Source organism: Candidatus Falkowbacteria bacterium (assembly GCA_018674305.1).
In the GTDB taxonomy this organism is placed as follows: domain Bacteria; phylum Patescibacteriota; class Patescibacteriia; order UBA11705; family JABHMO01; genus JABMRF01.
In genome coordinates this window covers 31,909-50,193 of record JABHAL010000004.1, presented here as the reverse complement: position 1 = coordinate 50,193, position 18,285 = coordinate 31,909, and the positions used below count along the sequence as shown (strand labels likewise).

The following is an 18,285-nucleotide window of genomic DNA, read 5'->3' as shown; positions in this document are numbered from 1 at the left end:
TATCATCTGTCAAGCCCTTTTGGGTCTAAAACATTATATTTTAGCTTAATTTACAAAATTTGTCAAGGTCTTACCTTGTTTTGTTAGTAAAATAACCTTAAATATTGACTAACTAATTGGGGTATGATATTCTTGGAGGGTAAAAATTGCAAATAACACGTTCATGATGGGCGGGTGGTGAAATTGGTAGACACGCCAGTCTTAGGAACTGGTGGCTTCGGCCGTGAAGGTTCAAGTCCTTTCCCGCCCACCATGAGCGTGTTATTTTTTTTCATAATTTTAGACTTTACAAAACATATATAAGTGCTAAATTACCTACGTGGGTGTTCCTTTAAATGGAGGGGGAGCGTGAATAAGCCGTACATCGGAATTACTGGATTCGTGAGCCGGCAGGAAGTTGAAGCAATGTTGGCCTTGATGCCAGCGGAAGGTAGACACAAATTAATGGTTGGCGTTCTGGTCAGCTCAAAGTCTTTATGTGGAGTTGCAAACAGGTGGCCTAATCGTTATTCGGAGGTAGAGGAAATTCAAAGTATTTTCGTGGATCATCCGTGTGCCTTGAATTTGATTCATTTCAATTTTAAAAAAGATCTGGGCGGCAAACTGTCTGATGAAATGGCAATTTTAATGAATATTGCTGGCCCAGCCTGTCATGGTTTTCAATTGAACATTCCTTGGCCAAGTCTTGATGAACTTAGACTATTCAGAAATGAGTATCCTAACGTTGTAATTGTTTTACAGATTGGATCAAGAGCTTTTGAAAGAGTAAGAAACCCAGACGTGATGGCTAGTTTGATTAATGCCTACTCCCGGCACATTGATTATGTGCTACTTGATCCAAGTTGTGGATTTGGTCAACCATTAAATCAAGCACAGTTACTTTATTATCTTGAATCAATTTACCAACCAAGTTTGGGAATTGGTTATGGGGTAGCTGGTGGTTTGTCCGCGGGAACTTTTCATTTGATTCCTGAAATCGTGAAAAGGTATCCAGATATTTGTATTGATACGGAAGGGCTTTTGCGTGACGAAGAAGACAGACTCAATTTAGATGAAGCAGGTGATTATTTGCGAGAAGCTTTGAGAGTACAGAAATAAAAAACAGCTCCGCCGCTATAATGTAGCAGGCGGGGTTTTTGTTGACAAAAGAGTATATTTTATATAATGTAAATTCTTAACGGTTCATTTTCAATTTGTAATTCGGAGGTTTAAGTGAGAGTCTTTCACGTAGATGATCCGCTGGTTGATGATGCGGAAAAAAGAATTTTTCTAGCTGGGCCAACTCCAAGGCCTTGGGTTGAACCAATTGTTTCGTCTTGGCGACCAGAAGCAATTAGGCTTTTTGAACAATTTGGGTTTGATGGAAATATTTTTATTCCTGAGAGTCGTGATCTAGAAACATTTAATTGGGAGTATCAAGTTGACTGGGAAGACGAACAGATGAATGCAGCAGATTGCATTTTGTTCTGGATTCCGCGTGTGCTTGAAACCATGCCTGGTTTTACAACTAATGTAGAATGGGGACGTTGGGAGAATTCTGGTAAGGTTGTCCTTGGTTCTCCACCTGAAGCGAAGAAGATGGGTTACATTCGCCATTATGCGAAAAAGCATGGCGTACCAATTGCAGATACTTTAAAAGGAACAGTTAATTTGGCAATTCAAATGGCAAATTCAATATAGATTAAAAAGGAGAAATGAATGGCAACAAAAGAAGAAACCTTACGAAAAGAGTTTGAAGAAAAATTTGTAGATCATAAATCCTTCACAGAAAAGAAGTTGGCGTTGATTGATGAAGCGAATGAATTGCGTAAAAGGATTTATCAGATAGAGGAGGATCGGACAAAGCTTGACCGTCAAGATTGGGAAGTTAGCTCGAGACTGAAAGAACTTTACAGGGATGCAGGAATTTTGCATGTCTCTATTACAGGCACTAAAAAACCGGGTGTCTACACATTGAGTTTTTTCCGTTACGTTGATGGAGAAAAAAAAGTTCATTTAACAAGAGTTGTTTCCGAATCAGAAATGCCAGCTTTGAATGGCATATTATATGGTGATTGCGAACGTATTTATGAAATGGTTGAACAGGGCTTGATTATTCTTTCCGGGGATAAGTATGTGGTTCTTGTAAACACAAAGAAAACGCCTTGGTGCTATGAAATCAGCGACGCATTAATGAATGCCAAGGCTAAAACATAGAATAAATACAAGCACTCTAAAAAGGGTGCTTTTTTCGTAAAATTAAACAAAAAAATATTGTATATAACTTGTGCATAGCTTATCCTTGACATAATTTTAAATTCCTATATAATAGAAGGCACATTGATTGAGTTAACAATTTCCCACACAAAGTATTTCGACTTGATTTTCTCCTGGGATGGATGGAAAATCAAGTCGGGATATTTTTTATTTGCAAAAGTGTCTGTTGCAAAATACAGACCAACTAACCACAAGAGCCAAAATACCGTGGGGCTAAATAAAAAATGACACCGAAGATCATTGACAATCTAAGTTAGATTTAAGTAAAAAAATGTTTTAACAATATAGCAATTTTGTCAAACGAAAAAATACGAAAAATTAAAATTATAAGACAATAATATTAGTATTATTGTGGTTATACATACTCAAGAGCATATGGTGGATGCCTAGACACTAAAAGACGATGAAGGACGTAGCAGTCTGCGATAAGCTTCGGGGAGGCGACAAGCAACCTTTGATCCGAAGATTTCCGAATGGGGAAACCCAACTAAGCAAACCTTAGTTATCTCTGCCTGAATAAAATAGGGCAGTTGAGGAAGACCTGGGGAAGTGAAACATCTCAGTACCCAGAGGAAAAGAAAATAATAATGATTCCCTTAGTAGTGGCGAGCGAATGGGGAACAGCCCAAACCTATATAACCTTATCACTTTGTGATTGTTTTGCCTTCGGGTGAGACGTGAACTGGTGGTGTAAGGCTGTCAGGCTACATGTTATTTAGGGGTAGCGAGATAATTCCTTCTGAAAACTGACATTTTCAGACAGTTACTGGTAATTTTTAGTCAAAAGAGCTGGAAAGCTCTGCCAAAGAAGGTGATAGCCCTGTAGGCGAAAAAAATTATTAGACTGTAGAATTATTCTCAAGTAGTGCAGGACACGAGAAATCCTGTGTGAATCTGCCGGGACTATCCGGTAAGGCTAAATACTTTTAGTGATCGATAGTGAACTAGTACCGTGAGGGAAAGGTGAAAAGCACCCCGGTTAGGGGGATGAAATAGTATCTGAAACCATATGTTTACAAGGAGTCAGAGCTCAAGATTCGTTCTGAGCGATGGCGTTCCTATTGCAGAATGAGCCAACGAGTTTGTGTATGTTGCAAGTTTAAGTCCGCGTAGGACGAAGGCGTAGTGAAAGCGAGGGTTAATAGCCCGATTTAGCAGCATGTACAAGACCCGAAACCGAGTGATCTAGCCATGGCCAGGGTGAAGCTCCGCGAAGGCGGAGTGGAAGCCCGAACCCACTCGCCGTGTAACACGAGGGGATGAGCTGTGGTTAGCGGAGAAATTCTAATCGAACTCGGTAATAGCTGGTTTTCTTCGAAACAGTTTTAGGACTGGCCTTTGGTGTTCCTTCTGGGGGTAGAGCACTGGTTGAGGGCGGATGGGTAACCTACCGTCTTCAGTCAAACTCCGAATACCAGAAGTTAAGAACCAAGGAGTTAGACTATGGGGGCTAAGCTCCATTAGTCGAAAGGGGAACAGCCCAGACCGCAATCTAAGGTCCCTAAATCTAGATTAAGTGTTAAAAGTGGTGAGATGACTTATACAACTAGGAGGTTGGCTTAGAAGCAGCCATCCTTTAAAGAAAGCGTAATAGCTCACTGGTCAAGTTGTCTTGCGCTGAAAATGTAACGGGGCTAAATCTAGTACCGAAGATGCGGATGCCAATGCTTTTTGCATTGGCGTGGTAGAAGAACATTCTATAGGCGTTGAAGTCGTACTCGTGAGAGGCGGTGGAGCGTATAGAAGAGAGAATGTTGGCATGAGTAGCAAAAAGTAGGGTGAGAAACCCTGCCACCGTAAACCTAAGGTTTCCTGGGCAATGATTGTCAACCCAGGGTTAGTCGGTCCTAAGGCGAGGCCGAAGGGCGTAGTCGATGGATGAGCAGGCTAATATTCCTGCACTACTGTTAGTTTCCGATGGGAGGACGTGGTCCTTGAATCGAGGCGAGCTTTTGGTTATGCTCGTTGATTATTATTAGGGTGGTTCTAGGTAAATCCGGAACCGTAAAGCCTGAACGTCGTTAAGAGGTATATCTTTCGGGATATGCCGATCTCGGTAATTTGATCACCTAGAAAAGTCTCTAGGGTTAAGCTAGTAGTATCCGTACCGTAAACCAACACAGGTAGGTGAGGCGAGTAGCCTCAGGTGGACGAGATAACCATTGTTTAGGAACTCGGCAAAACAGCTGGCCGTAACTTCGGGAGAAGGCCTCCCCCCATTCGTGGGGGGCGCAGCAAACGACCACACGCGACTGTTTACCAAAAACACAGGTCTCTGCTAAGCCGTAAGGCGATGTATAGGGGCTGACGCCTGGCCAGTGTCCGAACGTTAAGGTGAAGGGTGCAAGCTCTGATCTGAAGCGCGGATGAACGCCGGCCGTAACTATAACGGTCCTAAGGTAGCGAAATTCCTTGTCGGGTGAGTTCCGACCTGCACGAATGGCGTAACGATGTGTGGACTGTCTCAACAATGGACTCGGCGAAATTGCAAGGCGAGTAAAGATGCTCGCTACCCGCAGCCGGACGAAAAGACCCCGTGAAGCTTTACTATAACTTGATATTGGGTTAGGGATATACATGTTCAGAATAGGTGGGAGATCTTCGGATCACCAGTGAGATACCACCCTTGTATATCTTTAATTCTAATCCTATCCCGTCATCCGGGAGGGAGACAGTATCTGGTGGGTAGTTTAACTGGGGCGGTTGCCTCCCAAAAAGTAACGGAGGCGTTTACAAAGGTTGGCTTACTCCGGATGGAAACCGGGGTGAAAGTGCAAGCGCATAAGCCAGCTTTACTGCGATTCCTACAAGAAGAGCAGTTGCGAAAGCAGAAGCTAGTGATCCGACCGTACGAAATAGGACGGCGGAAGCTCAACGGATAAAAGTTACTCCGGGGATAACAGGCTAGTCTGATCCAAGAGTTCACATCGACGATCAGGTTCGGCACCTCGATGTCGGCTCGTCTCATCCTGGGGCTGGAGAAGGTCCCAAGGGTTTGGCTGTTCGCCAATTAAAGAGGCACGCGAGCTGGGTTCAGAACGTCGTGAGACAGTTCGGTCTCCTATCCGCTGTGGGCGTTGAAACTTGAGAAGGCTCTTCCCTAGTACGAGAGGACCGGGAAGGATGAACCTCTAGTGTACCAATTGTTCTACCAAGGGCATTGTTGGGTAGCTACGTTCAGTTTGGATAAACGCTGAAAGCATCTAAGCGTGAAGCCGTCTTCAAGATTAAGTTTCGTTATGAGGATCCTCGTAGACGACGAGGTTGATAGGCAGCAGGTGTAAGTGCAGCAATGCATTCAGCCGAGCTGTACTAATAATCCCAATGTATAGCCACTATAATGTTAATATTCACATTTTCGGATTACAAATTGTAATTATTATACTTGAATCAAATATTCTATTTAAACAGAGACATAGTCCTGGTGACTCTAGCGCAGGGGCCACACCTGTTCCCATCCCGAACACAGCAGTTAAGCCCTGTAGCGCCGATGATACTACACAGTGGGAAAGTAGGTCGTCGCCAGGACTATGTCTCTGTTTTTTATTTTAAATTTTGACGAGCTACTTTAAGTATGGTTTCTGATAGAGGGAAGGTCGCCCGCCTTGCCCGACTGCGTCAGGCAGTCGAGGCAGGTCGCCAGGACTATGTCTCTGTTTTTTATTTTAAAACGATTTGAAAAATTTTTCTCTGAGTGTTAAAATATAACTGTTATGTTCAGGATTATTCTTATAATTTTGATGGTGTTTTTGTTCTCAAGTTGTGGTTTTTCCCAATTCATAGACTTACGGGTTCCTTCTGGCGATCAAATAAAGGTGAAAGTATCTGTAAGTTCAAATGAGCTAGCCAAGGGCTTGAGCAAAGTCCCCAGTTTAGAAGCTTTTCAGGGCATGCTTTTTATTTTTGATAAGCCGAAGCAAGCTAATTTTTGGATGAAAGAGATGATGTTTGATTTGGACATTATTTTTTTAGACGAAAATAAAAAAGTTTTAGAAATTCGAGCAAATGAGGTTCCTTGTCAAACCATAAATGAGTGTCCAATAATTCAATCAAAAAATACAGCCATTAAATATGTCTTGGAAGTCCCAGCAGGAATGGCGACTCAATATCAAATTAATAATGATTCAATTTTAAAATGGTAATATGATAATTTTTTACAGTATCGTCTTAGGTTTCGTTGTCGTGGTCATGTTGGTGATGACTTTTTATACAGTTGCTACTTTAGTTGGTGTAATTCGTGCCAGGGGAGTGCCCTTTGTGCCTTTGACAAAAAAACAAATTGCATATTTGAATGAAAGTGTTAAACTAAAACCAGAAGATAAAGTTGTTGATCTGGGTTGTGGAGAGGGACGAGTTTTGCGATTGTTCGAAAAGCAAGGCGTCAAAGTCTTGGATGGTTATGAAGTTAACTTGTGGGCATGTTTTTTAGCGAAAGTAAAAAATAGGATTTATAAGTCTAAAGTAAATATTTATCATCAGAATTTTAATACAATAAATATAGGTAAGTATAATATTGTTTTTTGTTATTTATTAGAAGAATATTTAGTACGCCTACGTGAAAAGTTTGATAAAGAACTAAGGCCGGGCACTAAAGTTATCTGTTTTTCATTTAAGATTAAGGATTGGAGGGAGCCAGTACAAATTATAAGAAATGAAAAACACAAGATTTTTATTTACGAGATATGAGCGAACGACAAGTTGTAATTTTAGCTGGAGGTAAGGGGACTAGGATGAATAGTGAGCATCCAAAGGTTTTGGCCCCTGTTTTGGATAGGCCTATGATTGAGCATGTGTTAGACGCCGTTTATAAAGTTAATTTAGGTAGGAGACCGGTTGTAGTCGTTGGGTATAAAGGAAATTTAGTTCGTAATCAAGTCCGAGAACGAGCTGATCATGTATGGCAGCAAAATCAATTTGGGACTGGACATGCTTTAGCTTGTACTCAAGAGCATTTGAATAATTTTGTGGGCTCAATTTTAGTTTTATATGGTGATCATCCTTTGATTTCTCATAAAACAATTGAAAATTTATTTGAATTACATCACAGTGAAAGGTCAGTTCTTACTATGATGACTACGGAAGTGGAAGATTTTGATGACTGGCGTCAGACTTTTTACAACTTTGGTAGGATTTTACGTAATGGTGATAATTCTATTCAAGCAATTCGGGAAATGAAAGATTGTTTAGAGAACGAAAAGCAAGTTAAAGAGTTAAACCCAGGTTATTATTGTTTTAATTCCGACTGGCTGTGGCAAAATATTGATAAAATTAAAAATGAAAATAAACAGCAAGAATATTATTTAACAGATTTGGTGGAAATGGCAGTACAACAGAACAAAACGATTAACTCAATTAAAATTCATCCGATTGAGTGTTTAGGAATTAATACGCCGGATCATTTAGAATTAGTTGAGAAGTTGATTAGAGAGCGAACTAGTTAATTAGCGAATTGGTTAATTAGTTATTAGTATGGCAAAATCATTCAGTGAGTTGAGAATTTGGCAACAAGGTCATGAGTTGCTAATTGAAATTTATGAGATCACAAAAGGTTTTCCATCTTGGGAGAAGTTTTGTTTGATTCAGCAATTGATCAGGGCGGCAAACTCCGTCATTGCTAATATTGCCGAAAGTCAAGGGAGATATTTTTTTAAAGACAAAGTTCGAGTGTTGTATATTTCTCGTGGTGAATTGGAAGAAGTAAGAAGTCATTTGTGCGTTGCCATGAGTTTGAAATATATTTCAGAAGAAAAATGGAAACATCTTGATGATAGTTATCAAGGATTATTGGTTGGTTTGAATAGTTATATTAATAACTTGAAGAGCCAATTAACTAATTAACAAATTAACTAATTCACTGTGTCATGCGAACAATAGCCGACCTCCACATTCATTCTAAATACTCCCGTGCTACTTCACCCCAAATGGAAGTGGTGACCTTGGCTGTATGGGCAAGTAAAAAAGGGATTGGGGTAATGGCGACTGGTGATTTTACTCATCCGCAGTACTTGAAAGAACTTAAAGAAAAATTAACTGAAGATGGTTCAGGCTTGTTGGTTCTTCGGCAAGCTCAGAATGACAACCCTGTTAGGTTTATTTTAAGTGGGGAAATAAGTTGTATTTACAAAGATAAAGATAAGACAAGGCGTCAGCATGTTTGTTTATTAGTGCCGGATTTTGAAACCGTTGACAAGATAAATGCGGAATTAAATAAGCTTGGTTGTAATTTAAAATCTGATGGTCGACCTATAATTGGATTGAGTGCAAAAAGACTTGCTCAGATTTGTTTTGAGGCTAATGAAAAAACTTTGGTGATCCCGGCGCATATTTGGACTCCTTGGTTTTCCTTGTTTGGTTCCAAGTCGGGCTATGATTCAATAGAAGAATGCTATGAAGAATTAACGCCGCACATTTACGCAGTAGAAACTGGTCTTAGTTCTGATCCAGAAATGAATTGGCGACTGTCCGCTTTGGACAATTTAACTATGCTTTCTAATTCAGACGCGCATAGTCCAAAAAACATTGGCAGGGAAGCTAATGTTTTTGATTTAGAAGAAGTTAATTACGATGAAATTTATAATATTATTAAAACCAAAGATTTGAAAAAGTTTTTATATACTATTGAATTTTATCCGCAAGAGGGCAGATACCATTTTGATGGCCACAGTAAATGTAAATTCGTTTGCACTCCACAGGAAAGTAAAAATAAGCATAAGAATATTTGTCCAGTTTGTAAAAAAGAGTTAGTTTTAGGAGTTGAACATCGAGTTGATGATCTAGCGGATCGGAAACTTGGATTCAGACCGAAAAATGCAACTCCTTTCAAAAGTTTAGTCCCACTTCAAGAAATTATTGCTGAATGTTATCAAAAAGGTAAGCTCACAAAGACCGTGCAAACAGTTTTTGAAGAAATGTTAGAAAAGAAAACTGAATTTGAAATATTATTAGATCTAACTCGTAAAGAAATCGAATTAATTTCCAGTGAAATAATCGCTGAAGCAATTATCCGTGTCCGGGAAGGCAAAGTTTACACTCAACCTGGTTATGATGGGGAATATGGGACTGTGAAAGTTTTTGATGAGACGGATATTAATAAACAATTACAAAAAAATAAACAATTGTAATTTTATGCAGGAAAAATCAAGTCAAAAGGTTGAAAATGAAGAAAAGCCTCAACCAAAAAAATTAAAAATGTCAGAAGGCGCTACTTTTGTTGATGGCCGATATATAGGAACTTGTCCGCCGGAGAGAAGTTTTATGGAGTATGACAATGAAGCCGGCCTTCTTGTCGTTGGTAGAAAGAGCGAGTATTTGTTATCAAATGAAGACCTTATTGAAATTCCTCATGACTATGGTCGAATGTTAGTGGAAGATTTTTTTGCAAATAGTGAAAAGGAGATGTTGTCCGAAGATCAATTCGTGGTCAAACAGGGTAGAGTTTATCGAAATGCCAGAGCGGTGGTGAGTAGTATTATGATATATTTGGAAGCTATCGGCTCGAAAAATGCACAAAAGGGTGGAATTGAACTGCTCGATCAAGCAATGAAACAGGCACATCGAGTAAACTCAAATTATACTTTTCTGGAGTTGAAAGATGCTTTATTGAAAATTGCGCAACAGGAAGTAGACGTTGATTTGGATGATTTGGCAAAAAGTGAGGTCACCAGTCTAACTCCAGACAAACGTCAAGGCGCGGTTGTGGGATTCTTTTATAAATTTGCCAGAACTTTGGAATTTGATGCTAGTAACCAGGAAGAAATAGAAAAGAAAGTTTTTCCGGTGTTTCCATTCATGGATGAACTTATGTTTGCTTATAAAGATAAGAAAAGTTCGCAGTTTGGTGATGCGTTGCTGTCCGCATGTCGAGATTATCAAAAATAATCTTTTGAATTATATTAACGTTTGGCCTCGATTGTAGTACAATCTAGTTTATTATTGTAAACCAAAACAGCTCCGCAGTGCGGGGCTGTTTTATATAGGCTTATTTTCTCTTTCGTTTCTTTGGAGCTGCCTTTCGTTTCTTTGGAGCTGCCTTTCGTTTCTTTGGAGCAGCTTTTCGTTTCTTTGGAGCTGCCTTTTTCTTTTTAACTACTCTCTTCTTTTTCTTTGGAGCAGCCTTTCGCTTCTTTGGAGCAGCCTTTCGTTTCTTTGGAGCAGCTTTTTTCTTCTTAACTACTCTCTTCTTTTTCTTTGGAGCAGCTTTTCGCTTCTTTGGAGCAGCCTTTCGTTTCTTTGGAGCTGCCTTTCGCTTTTTTGGAGCTGCCTTTCGTTTCTTTGGAGCAGCTTTTCGTTTTTTAGCTGGCATAATAATTGTCCTCCTAAAAACTTTTTAAACAGAAATTTATTTTTGCTTAGAAAGTTTTAAAAGATTTTATTTTTATTATTTTTTATTTTTAAAATACAAATGTAGCTTTCCATTTAAATTATAGATCTTTTTCGCAAAACAAACAATAGTGATTAGCAAAAAAAAAGATTATTGGGGATAACTTTAAATCATGAAACATGAAACATGTAGCATGTAACAATTACTTTTTGTAAATAAAAAGCTTTTCAGAATTTTTTTTGTTTGGATGAAGCGTGATTATTTTATTTGGTTTTAAGTTCGGGAAAAATGTTTCATGCGTGATTATTATTGTACCAGGCTTAGCTTGTTCAAGAAATTTTTTTTCCAGTTGAGGTAGAAGAGTATGCCAGAGATAAGCGAAAAGTATATCAGCATTTTTAAAGTCAATATTGAAGAGATCGTCATGGAAAAACTGTACTTTTGTGCGAAATATTATTTGCAGCAATTTGGAGACAAAAATTCTCAGACGGTCATCTTCAATTGCTAATATTTGTAATTTGGGGAATTTTTTTTGAGTTTTGATTGATAGTCGGCCCCAGGCACTACCCAAATCATAAAATTTTTTTTCTTCCAAGTTGTTGGCTTTAATTATTTTATAAAGAAGTTCAATTGCGTTTGAGTGACTGGTGATACCGTGTCCAAAAATCAGAGAATTAAATATTATTGTAAACAAAAAAATAATTGCAATGAAAAGTAAAATCAACAGAACAATTGCTAAATAAATCATAAATAATATTTTTTAATCATTTGCAATATAGCTTTGGCTGGATTTTGCGCTTCGCCAGAAGTTGGTAAATGATGAATTTCGATGCAAGGTAGAGTATTTACTTCCAGGATTCCACAGGTTTGTTGATTCCACGGAAGAGAAATGTCTTGGCAAATAAAATCCAGGCCTAGAACTTTAATGTTTAAATTTTCAGAAAGTTTTTTAAATAAATTAAGATTTTCCTCAGAGACTTTTTGAGTAACTTCTTCTATATCACCGCCTAATTTCATGAAGGGATTTTTTTGTAAGTAAACAGTCTCGTTATTTTTCGGAATGAAATTTAAATCTGTATCTGAGTTTAGTTTTAATGGATAATAAAAAGAACCATCTCTTGCTGGGTCTGCATTTTTAATTGCAACCAGTTGATCAATGGTTAAATTCCCGTCACCAACAACGTTTGCTGGTATTTGTTTGGCACAAAATATTTTTTCATGGTCTATTATGGTTATCCGATGCACAAAACCTTCAGCTAAATACTTCTCGATCATAAAAGTTGGGGCATATTCAATTGCAAAATTGATTGCCTGTTTTAATTCATCAAGATTTTGAATATCAGTGGTTACATGTCGACTTACAGAGCCGTTTCTGGGTTTTACCACCAAAGGGAACCCTATTTGCTGGCCGTAAGACAGGGCTTTGCCTTTTTGCCAGAACCAAAATCCACGGCCAGCTGCAGCTGGAAAATTGTTTTTTTGTAAGATTTGTTTACACTTGAGTTTGTCGTCAATCTGATGAAACAATTTTCCACTTTTATGCTCAGCTAGAGGTAGGGAATTAAAGCGAATTATTTTGTCATTAAGTAGTATTTTAAAATTATTGGTTTGTTTACCTTTAGTTTTTAGAACCGAGATCTTGGCCCCATATTTAGTTGCTTCATTAATAAATAGTTGTGTGCGTAATTTTAAATCATTTATTTGTGGCTCAGCAAAGTGATTTTCGTTAAAGAATAAAAAAAACTTTTCTAGTGTCGGGTCGATTTTTTGATTAAACTTTTGACTTAAGTAAACTAATGATTTCGGAATAAAAAAATGGTTAACAATTTCATTTAGCCAATTATCTTGATGGTGCGATCTGGGCAGCTCGCAGTTGAGGCAAAATTTGTCTGATTGTTTGTCCATAGTTATTTACATTTTAGCATAATAAAGCAAGATGTGTATATCTTATTTTGAGTTTTCAACTTGACAATGTATTATGTTTTTGTTAGTATTTCTATACAACATTTCATTTTGTATGTTGTCTTGCTCACCACTCCCTAACATAGCGTTATGGTGATGTGAGCTATAAGGGCCCGTAGCTCAGTTGGCTAGAGCGCCTCGCTTGCACCGAGGAGGTCACAGGTTCGATCCCTGCCGGGTCCACCAAAAATACATCAATTAAGGTTGGTGTGTTTTTGTTTACTAACTATTGACAATACAATTTTTAGTTGTTATATTAGTCTGTTCGAAAGTGTTCATTAAATTGGGGGAAATTATGAAGCTAGAAAGTGAAAAGAAGTTCCTTTTGCATTCTTTGCCAAATGAAAAGCTCAGCTTGGGAAAGAAGATTAAGCAGTACTATCTTGATGTTGTGGGCAAGGGCAGGATTATTCGTTTACGTCGGCAGGATGACCAAGGTTTCTTGACGGTAAAGGGTGCTCGGCAAAAGAATGATCTTGGGAGAGGAATCATTTCTCGTCTGGAATTTGAAAATCACATTGATGATGTACTTTTCAATGAGCTGGTGGAAGGTTGTACTTGCTTCGTTGAAAAGGTTCGTTACGTTGTTTGCTTTGGTGGTTGGTTTTTTGAGGTCGATGTTTTTCGTGGCGAGCTTGAGGGCTTGTATATGGTCGAGATAGAATTGGGAGATGATTCAGGTGATCCGCGCCCAAATCGATTTCCAAATGAATTACCTGAATGGATGAAGGAGTGTGGAGTAATTGATGTAAGTACCGATGAGCGTTTTTCTAATGTTCATCTCGCAACTTTGAATCAGTCGCAGTTGCAAGAACTTCTGGCTGAATATTTGTAGAAAGAAATACAACGTCTTGGATAATTCCAGGACGTTTTTTTTGAATGCCTTGTTGACAAGATAATTAAATTAATATAAATTGTAATGAAAACATTTACCCTAGGAGGAAGTAATGTCAGAGACTTGGTTTTATTCTGATCCACATTTTTTTCATGAAAAGATTATTGAATATTGCAATCGTCCATTTGATAATGTTAAGCAAATGAACGAAGCAATTTTAGAAAATCTGAATGCAGTTATTAAGCCAAAAGATTTCGTCTACTGTCTGGGTGATGTGTTCTATTGGCGGATTGCCTTTGCTCGCATGGAAGCGATGTTTAGACTAATGCCAGGCAGAAAATTTTTGATCATTGGCAACCATGACAAAATGCATCAAATGAAAAAGTTGCCCTGGGAATGGATTTGCCAGCAAAAAGAGATTCGAGTGAAAAGGCAGCGAATTTTTCTCAATCACTATGCAATGCGGACTTGGAACCATGCTTTTAAGGGGTCCTGGCATTTATTTGGTCATTCACATGGCCTACTTGAGCCACATGGTTTGTCTTGTCCGATTGATGTTGATTCTTGGGAGTTTAGTCCAGTTCATTTTGACACAATTACGAAGTTGATGAGAAAGCTAGAATCGCATACTGACCAAGATGATCGAGACAATAAGATTTGGCTAGGCCAAGAGTTTTCAAAGTAATAAAAAAGCGTGAACCAATGTGGTTCACGCTATTATTTTAGGTAAGTTCTCTTTGCGCCTTTAGCGCATCACGTTCTACTAATTGAAGTAGGCGTGCAGTCGCTGCATGGGTGTCAGTAAATGGGCCACCTTCCTGGATGACTCGAGCCAAAGTGTTGGCTGCACCGATAACCAGGGAACGTGAATCATGATCATCAGCTAGATGAGCCGTTACAACCGGAGATAGAGCAAATCGTCCTTCTGGCGCAGAAGCCAGAAGTCGAGAATTTTTCAGTAGTCCATCAATCATGATTTGTGGAGTAATCTCATCGGGCAATTCTTCCTGGTGCAAATGCTCAGTTCCGGCATGAACTCCGCCAAGCCATTCAACAGTATGGAGTAAGGCATCATCAGCGGAAAGGATTTGATTGCCTTTCCCGGTCACTGCCGGAAGAGCCATTCGAAGCATGTTGCCAAGTGCCCTTGATAGGAAGGGCCGAACGCCACACTTGTCACATTGCGCAGAGTCTATGTTGAAAGCAAACATGTTGATAGAAATCTTGGTGTTGCACTGAGGACAAGTTCGGCGCATGTAGAAACCGTCAAAGTCCCAACGATCAAGATCAGGGACTAAGCCTCGTTGATCACGCAAGCGGACAATATCAGCAGGCGAAATGTCCTGAAGCAAGCTCCAGGGGTCGAAGCGACCGAGAGCAATCGGTTCTTCTCCGTCTCGATCTTCGCACAAGTGCCAGGAAATAGAACCCATCGACGTGCCGGCCATGTTGTTACCGATCAGAATCTGCGCAGCGGCCAAGTCATCACCCTTGAAAACCCCGACGGTGCGATCAGTCAACGGCGCATCAAGGTTCCAAGCATAGCGAATCGAAGTACGATCTCGATTGCGATGTGCTTTTAGGTAGTAACGCCTGAACCAACGTTGCGATTCTGGTGAAAACTTGTTTCGGTAATTCGCAATAACTTGTTCGGCGCTCCTAGCTCCAGGTGCGAGAATTAATTTACCATGGTTCAAACCTTCACCTTCAAGAGGTGGAAGTTCCACGGGCACAGCTGGCAAACGTACATCCTTCAAACGAATCAGATCATTCATGGCTAGCCTCCATTTTTTCTTGCCATAGTAATTCAATTAGTGTTTCCAGATTATAAGCATATCCGTGTAAAGCTTTCTTAAAAGCGCCAGTATTTTGGAACTCTTCAGCCTTAGTCACCTTACGGCCAAGAAACCAGTCAGATAAACTAGATAGCAACATGGTTTGATCAACGAAATGTTGCTTTGTCTCGCTCCAGTTTTTGGTAAGATACTCCCGATGTTGACTCTCTGTCATTTCGGGCATAGGCATTTTGGGTAATGAGCCACCATTTTGATAATGCGCAATTTGCTCATCAAAGAAAACTGATACAAAATCAATGAACCCATCACGAATGATTGGAATTCTTATTTTGTGAAAAAGGCTCATTTCCAAGCAAGTGATTAAATCATTAGGCTCCATCCCTAAACCCATACCATACGAATGTGATAAAGGTGCACCGCCAAGAAGTTCACCAATAATATGGGCAATCAGCGGAGTAGGAAGTACGTCAATCAGTTGAATAGCCACTGGAATATTTGTTTTGTCTTCAACGGGAAAGCGGAATTCATTTGATCTGGCTAGTTGAACGAGTAAGTTTTTAAGCAGAGCAGAAAAGGCTCCGCTATCTTTACTTAGAGAAAAACCACAACTGCTACAGTGCATCCAATCAGGGATAAACATTAGCAGATCTTGACTGTAGGCCTTTTGACATTTAGGACAAATATGAGTTCGGAAGATCCCATCAAAGTCCCAGTCTTTGATTGATGATTTTACGCCAACATGATTTGATCTGAACAGCTGTTCCAATTTACTTCGATCAGCGGGTACCAAATCAATCACATCAAAGCGGCCCATAGTGACCAGTTGATTGCAGGCAAAGTCAGAGTAAATCTCCCAGCGTACGCCAGTTAAAATACGTTCAATGTTTGCTCCAGCAATTGCTAGCTTAAGAACGTCGACATCCGGTTCACCAGGAAAAATACCCAACAGTTTGTCTTGTTTCTTGGATACTCGATTCAGTTGAGTAATTTGCCAGAGACGAGTACGATTGAAGCGGACATCATACCAGTAGATTTTTCTATCAGTACACCAATCAGCTTCGAAAATTTGCCTAAATTTCCAAAAAATACTGGGTTGTTCTTCTTCAGTTAAAGTTGTCAACGAACTAGGTTCTTTTCTTACCAGTTCAGTCGTCATTTTCAGTTCTCCTTTTTTTTATTATACATTAAATTACCAATAAACTTATCATGAATTTCTCTTTTTGTCAACAGTAGGGTTGACAGGATGGTTTTTGAGTGATAAATTAGTTTAATCTTACCGTACGTAAGAGAAATTGTTCTTAAACATAGTGGAGGTCTTCAATGAGTAACTTTCCGAATTTTGCTGGTCGAATTAGAGAAAAATATCGAATTTGGCTCCATGTTGCTTATCTGTTGAAAGAGCTTTTTGATGATCCAGAAACTTGTATTTCTTACAATAGCATTAGAGCTGTCAACCTGGTGAAAAAGTTTCTAGATAAGCACTATGATGAGAAAGTTCCTTATCATGGTCCAATCCATGTTTTGTATGGATTGTGCTATTTGCTTGAAAATCAAAAAGATTGTGATGGGAGTATTTTGTTTGATATTTGTTTGAGATGGCTTGGACATGATGCTAGTCATAATGGCAACGCAGTAGAATCTCCAGAAGAAAAAAGTTTGGGGATTTCAATAGATGAATTTAATGGAATCTTTTCTCCACTCAAGATAGGTCTTACTAGTCATTATCTTCCTGAGTATTTTAAAGATATTCTACGGACAAAATTTCCTTACACGTTGGATGAAGAATCTCCAGAAGATTGGGTCAATTTTCTTCGGGTTCTGGATACATTGCGAGTGGCAGCTGGGGCGACGAGCAGTGAGTCACTGGGACTTGATGAGCCAGCAGATCCATTTTTGATTAATATGTTCGAAAGTGGTGCTTTGTGGATGGAGTTGGGAATGACTCCAGAAGATTGGATTGTCAAAGGTCAACTTGGTTTTTTCTTCCCCCATCTTTTTGAGTGTTTGAATGGTTCAGTTTTTCAGATTATGTCAGATAAATGGGAGCATGAAGATGACCCAATTTGGGACCAATCAAATCTACCCAAGTTGAAAGCAGGTGTAGAGGCTAATCACCAACGATTGCAAGAGATTGTGGCAGATCAAAATCAATTTCAATTGTTTCTAAGATTGATTAATTGGTCAGTTCATTACGATTGTACTTTGCCAGAATATTTGGCAAAAGCAAAAGAGTTTGGCCTGTAGACTAAACATAGCGCGTTTCACAACTGAAGCGCGTTTTTTATTGACGGAAATATATTTTATTGCTATTATTAGACCACAATTACAAAAGCGTTTGATCTTAGTTATCGCTAAGAAAGTCCTTCTTTACCAAGGTTTCGAAGGACGCGCTGCCAGAAGAAAACCGAGAATGGTTAGTAGACCTGGCCGGGTAAGCCTGTAATCGCTGTGAATTAAGTGAAAAAAGCAAGATGGTACCGCCTTGAATTTAGGCTCTTGCAGAATTTCGCTTTTTTTTTATGCTTGGAACAATAGAAAATCCAATTATAGATAGTCAAATGACATCTCAAGATGCAGTTGCTTTTAATTTAAACAATGATTGTCCGGAGAGTATTTTGAACTCTCAAAAAGTTGTAAGAGTATTATATTATTCTTTTGATAATTTAATTCATGCAGGTCAAATAGTAGTGAACGAAATTGTTATAGAAGATATAAAAAAAATATTTGAGGTGATTTTGGAAAATAAATTTCCTATTGCTAAGGTTATTCCAATTTCTAATAAAAAATATTATAAAAATGGAAATTGGGATGATGAGTTATCAATGCAAGATAATAATTCATCAGGATTTAATTATCGTAAAATTATTGGTACAGATAATTTGTCAACGCACGCTTCTGGGTTAGCCGTTGATATTAATCCCAAAATTAATCCATATATCAGTCCTAAATTAATTCAACCACAAGGTGCGGTATATGATCCAACTAAACCGGGTGTTTTAACTAAAGATTGTCCGGTAGTGAAAATATTTGAATCTCTGGGTTGGCTTTGGGGAGCGGAATTGATTGGCAAGGTAGATTATCATCATTTTCAAAAAATAAGAAATAAATAATATATA

Annotated in this window: 18 protein-coding genes, 2 tRNA genes and 2 rRNA genes; 17 read left to right on the top strand and 5 right to left on the bottom strand. The window is 38.8% G+C overall.

Going from position 1 to position 18,285, the window contains the following annotated elements; translation table 11 throughout:
- The first annotated feature begins 168 nt into the window (after positions 1–168).
- The 12 genes from HN643_01315 (at position 169) to HN643_01260 (ending at position 10,134) form a co-directional block, all read left to right on the top strand.
- Positions 169–253: transfer RNA gene (locus HN643_01315), tRNA-Leu, on the top strand.
- A gap of 95 nt (positions 254–348) precedes the next feature.
- Entirely contained in the window at positions 349–1,098 is a 750-nt protein-coding gene (locus tag HN643_01310) for a hypothetical protein (GenBank protein MBT7500295.1), read from the top strand.
- Between the two features lie 114 nt (positions 1,099–1,212).
- On the top strand, positions 1,213–1,680 hold the full coding sequence (locus tag HN643_01305; GenBank protein ID MBT7500294.1) for a hypothetical protein: 468 nt from the start codon (positions 1,213–1,215) through the stop codon (positions 1,678–1,680).
- An 18-nt stretch (positions 1,681–1,698) separates the two neighbouring features.
- The gene (locus HN643_01300; GenBank protein MBT7500293.1) at positions 1,699–2,196 is read left to right on the top strand and encodes a hypothetical protein; all 498 of its coding nucleotides are present in this window, start codon (positions 1,699–1,701) and stop codon (positions 2,194–2,196) included.
- 421 nt (positions 2,197–2,617) lie between these two features.
- Positions 2,618–5,589, top strand: a 23S ribosomal RNA gene (locus HN643_01295).
- 87 nt (positions 5,590–5,676) lie between these two features.
- A 5S ribosomal RNA gene (rrf, locus tag HN643_01290) occupies positions 5,677–5,784 on the top strand.
- 185 nt (positions 5,785–5,969) lie between these two features.
- A complete protein-coding gene (locus tag HN643_01285; GenBank protein ID MBT7500292.1) occupies positions 5,970–6,398 on the top strand; it encodes a DUF192 domain-containing protein in 429 nt (142 codons plus the stop codon).
- A 1-nt stretch (position 6,399) separates the two neighbouring features.
- Complete coding sequence (locus tag HN643_01280) at positions 6,400–6,942, top strand: hypothetical protein (protein ID MBT7500291.1); 543 nt, start codon at positions 6,400–6,402, stop codon at positions 6,940–6,942.
- Positions 6,939–7,697: an NTP transferase domain-containing protein gene (locus HN643_01275; protein MBT7500290.1), complete on the top strand. Its 759-nt coding sequence runs from the start codon at positions 6,939–6,941 to the stop codon at positions 7,695–7,697. Before HN643_01280 ends, HN643_01275 begins: the two co-directional genes overlap by 4 nt.
- A gap of 28 nt (positions 7,698–7,725) precedes the next feature.
- Positions 7,726–8,094 (top strand): four helix bundle protein, encoded by a 369-nt coding sequence (locus HN643_01270; GenBank protein ID MBT7500289.1) that lies wholly within the window; start codon positions 7,726–7,728, stop codon positions 8,092–8,094.
- A gap of 23 nt (positions 8,095–8,117) precedes the next feature.
- Positions 8,118–9,377, top strand: coding sequence for a DNA helicase UvrD (locus HN643_01265; GenBank protein MBT7500288.1), 1,260 nt, complete (start codon positions 8,118–8,120; stop codon positions 9,375–9,377).
- A 4-nt stretch (positions 9,378–9,381) separates the two neighbouring features.
- Complete coding sequence (locus HN643_01260) at positions 9,382–10,134, top strand: hypothetical protein (protein MBT7500287.1); 753 nt, start codon at positions 9,382–9,384, stop codon at positions 10,132–10,134.
- Between the two features lie 100 nt (positions 10,135–10,234).
- Here HN643_01260 and HN643_01255 read toward each other — a convergent pair whose 3' ends face one another.
- From HN643_01255 to HN643_01245, 3 genes are all read right to left on the bottom strand, one after another.
- The gene (locus HN643_01255) at positions 10,235–10,558 is read right to left on the bottom strand and encodes a hypothetical protein (protein ID MBT7500286.1); all 324 of its coding nucleotides are present in this window, start codon (positions 10,556–10,558) and stop codon (positions 10,235–10,237) included.
- Positions 10,559–10,778: 220 nt separating this feature from the next.
- Positions 10,779–11,324, bottom strand: a complete 546-nt coding sequence (locus HN643_01250; GenBank protein ID MBT7500285.1) for a hypothetical protein — start codon at positions 11,322–11,324, stop codon at positions 10,779–10,781.
- Positions 11,321–12,481: a hypothetical protein gene (locus HN643_01245; protein MBT7500284.1), complete on the bottom strand. Its 1,161-nt coding sequence runs from the start codon at positions 12,479–12,481 to the stop codon at positions 11,321–11,323. The genes HN643_01250 and HN643_01245 overlap by 4 nt, the downstream gene beginning before the upstream one ends.
- Positions 12,482–12,647: 166 nt before the next feature.
- Here HN643_01245 and HN643_01240 point away from each other — a divergent pair.
- The 3 genes from HN643_01240 to HN643_01230 all read left to right on the top strand — a co-directional run bounded on the left by HN643_01240 (position 12,648) and on the right by HN643_01230 (position 14,058).
- A tRNA-Ala gene (locus tag HN643_01240) sits at positions 12,648–12,724 on the top strand.
- A gap of 109 nt (positions 12,725–12,833) precedes the next feature.
- Complete coding sequence (locus HN643_01235) at positions 12,834–13,373, top strand: hypothetical protein (protein MBT7500283.1); 540 nt, start codon at positions 12,834–12,836, stop codon at positions 13,371–13,373.
- Between the two features lie 112 nt (positions 13,374–13,485).
- The gene (locus HN643_01230) at positions 13,486–14,058 is read left to right on the top strand and encodes a metallophosphoesterase (GenBank protein MBT7500282.1); all 573 of its coding nucleotides are present in this window, start codon (positions 13,486–13,488) and stop codon (positions 14,056–14,058) included.
- A gap of 37 nt (positions 14,059–14,095) precedes the next feature.
- Here HN643_01230 and HN643_01225 read toward each other — a convergent pair whose 3' ends face one another.
- On the bottom strand, positions 14,096–15,148 hold the full coding sequence (locus tag HN643_01225; protein ID MBT7500281.1) for a hypothetical protein: 1,053 nt from the start codon (positions 15,146–15,148) through the stop codon (positions 14,096–14,098).
- On the bottom strand, positions 15,141–16,325 hold the full coding sequence (locus HN643_01220; protein ID MBT7500280.1) for a hypothetical protein: 1,185 nt from the start codon (positions 16,323–16,325) through the stop codon (positions 15,141–15,143). The genes HN643_01225 and HN643_01220 overlap by 8 nt, the downstream gene beginning before the upstream one ends.
- A gap of 164 nt (positions 16,326–16,489) precedes the next feature.
- Here HN643_01220 and HN643_01215 point away from each other — a divergent pair, with 164 nt between their 5' ends.
- The gene (locus HN643_01215) at positions 16,490–17,413 is read left to right on the top strand and encodes a hypothetical protein (GenBank protein ID MBT7500279.1); all 924 of its coding nucleotides are present in this window, start codon (positions 16,490–16,492) and stop codon (positions 17,411–17,413) included.
- A 275-nt stretch (positions 17,414–17,688) separates the two neighbouring features.
- Positions 17,689–18,279 (top strand): M15 family metallopeptidase, encoded by a 591-nt coding sequence (locus tag HN643_01210; GenBank protein ID MBT7500278.1) that lies wholly within the window; start codon positions 17,689–17,691, stop codon positions 18,277–18,279.
- Positions 18,280–18,285 lie beyond the last annotated feature (6 nt).

Coding starts and splice junctions, on each gene's coding strand:
- HN643_01210 (MBT7500278.1), top strand. CDS start 17,689: ATGCTTGGAACAATAGAAAATCCAATTATAGATAGTCAAATGACATCT.
- HN643_01245 (MBT7500284.1), bottom strand. CDS start 12,481: ATGGACAAACAATCAGACAAATTTTGCCTCAACTGCGAGCTGCCCAGA.
- HN643_01230 (MBT7500282.1), top strand. CDS start 13,486: ATGTCAGAGACTTGGTTTTATTCTGATCCACATTTTTTTCATGAAAAG.
- HN643_01280 (MBT7500291.1), top strand. CDS start 6,400: ATGATAATTTTTTACAGTATCGTCTTAGGTTTCGTTGTCGTGGTCATG.
- HN643_01220 (MBT7500280.1), bottom strand. CDS start 16,325: ATGACGACTGAACTGGTAAGAAAAGAACCTAGTTCGTTGACAACTTTA.
- HN643_01215 (MBT7500279.1), top strand. CDS start 16,490: ATGAGTAACTTTCCGAATTTTGCTGGTCGAATTAGAGAAAAATATCGA.
- HN643_01260 (MBT7500287.1), top strand. CDS start 9,382: ATGCAGGAAAAATCAAGTCAAAAGGTTGAAAATGAAGAAAAGCCTCAA.
- HN643_01285 (MBT7500292.1), top strand. CDS start 5,970: ATGTTCAGGATTATTCTTATAATTTTGATGGTGTTTTTGTTCTCAAGT.
- HN643_01225 (MBT7500281.1), bottom strand. CDS start 15,148: ATGAATGATCTGATTCGTTTGAAGGATGTACGTTTGCCAGCTGTGCCC.
- HN643_01255 (MBT7500286.1), bottom strand. CDS start 10,558: ATGCCAGCTAAAAAACGAAAAGCTGCTCCAAAGAAACGAAAGGCAGCT.
- HN643_01265 (MBT7500288.1), top strand. CDS start 8,118: ATGCGAACAATAGCCGACCTCCACATTCATTCTAAATACTCCCGTGCT.
- HN643_01300 (MBT7500293.1), top strand. CDS start 1,699: ATGGCAACAAAAGAAGAAACCTTACGAAAAGAGTTTGAAGAAAAATTT.
- HN643_01235 (MBT7500283.1), top strand. CDS start 12,834: ATGAAGCTAGAAAGTGAAAAGAAGTTCCTTTTGCATTCTTTGCCAAAT.
- HN643_01275 (MBT7500290.1), top strand. CDS start 6,939: ATGAGCGAACGACAAGTTGTAATTTTAGCTGGAGGTAAGGGGACTAGG.
- HN643_01270 (MBT7500289.1), top strand. CDS start 7,726: ATGGCAAAATCATTCAGTGAGTTGAGAATTTGGCAACAAGGTCATGAG.
- HN643_01250 (MBT7500285.1), bottom strand. CDS start 11,324: ATGATTTATTTAGCAATTGTTCTGTTGATTTTACTTTTCATTGCAATT.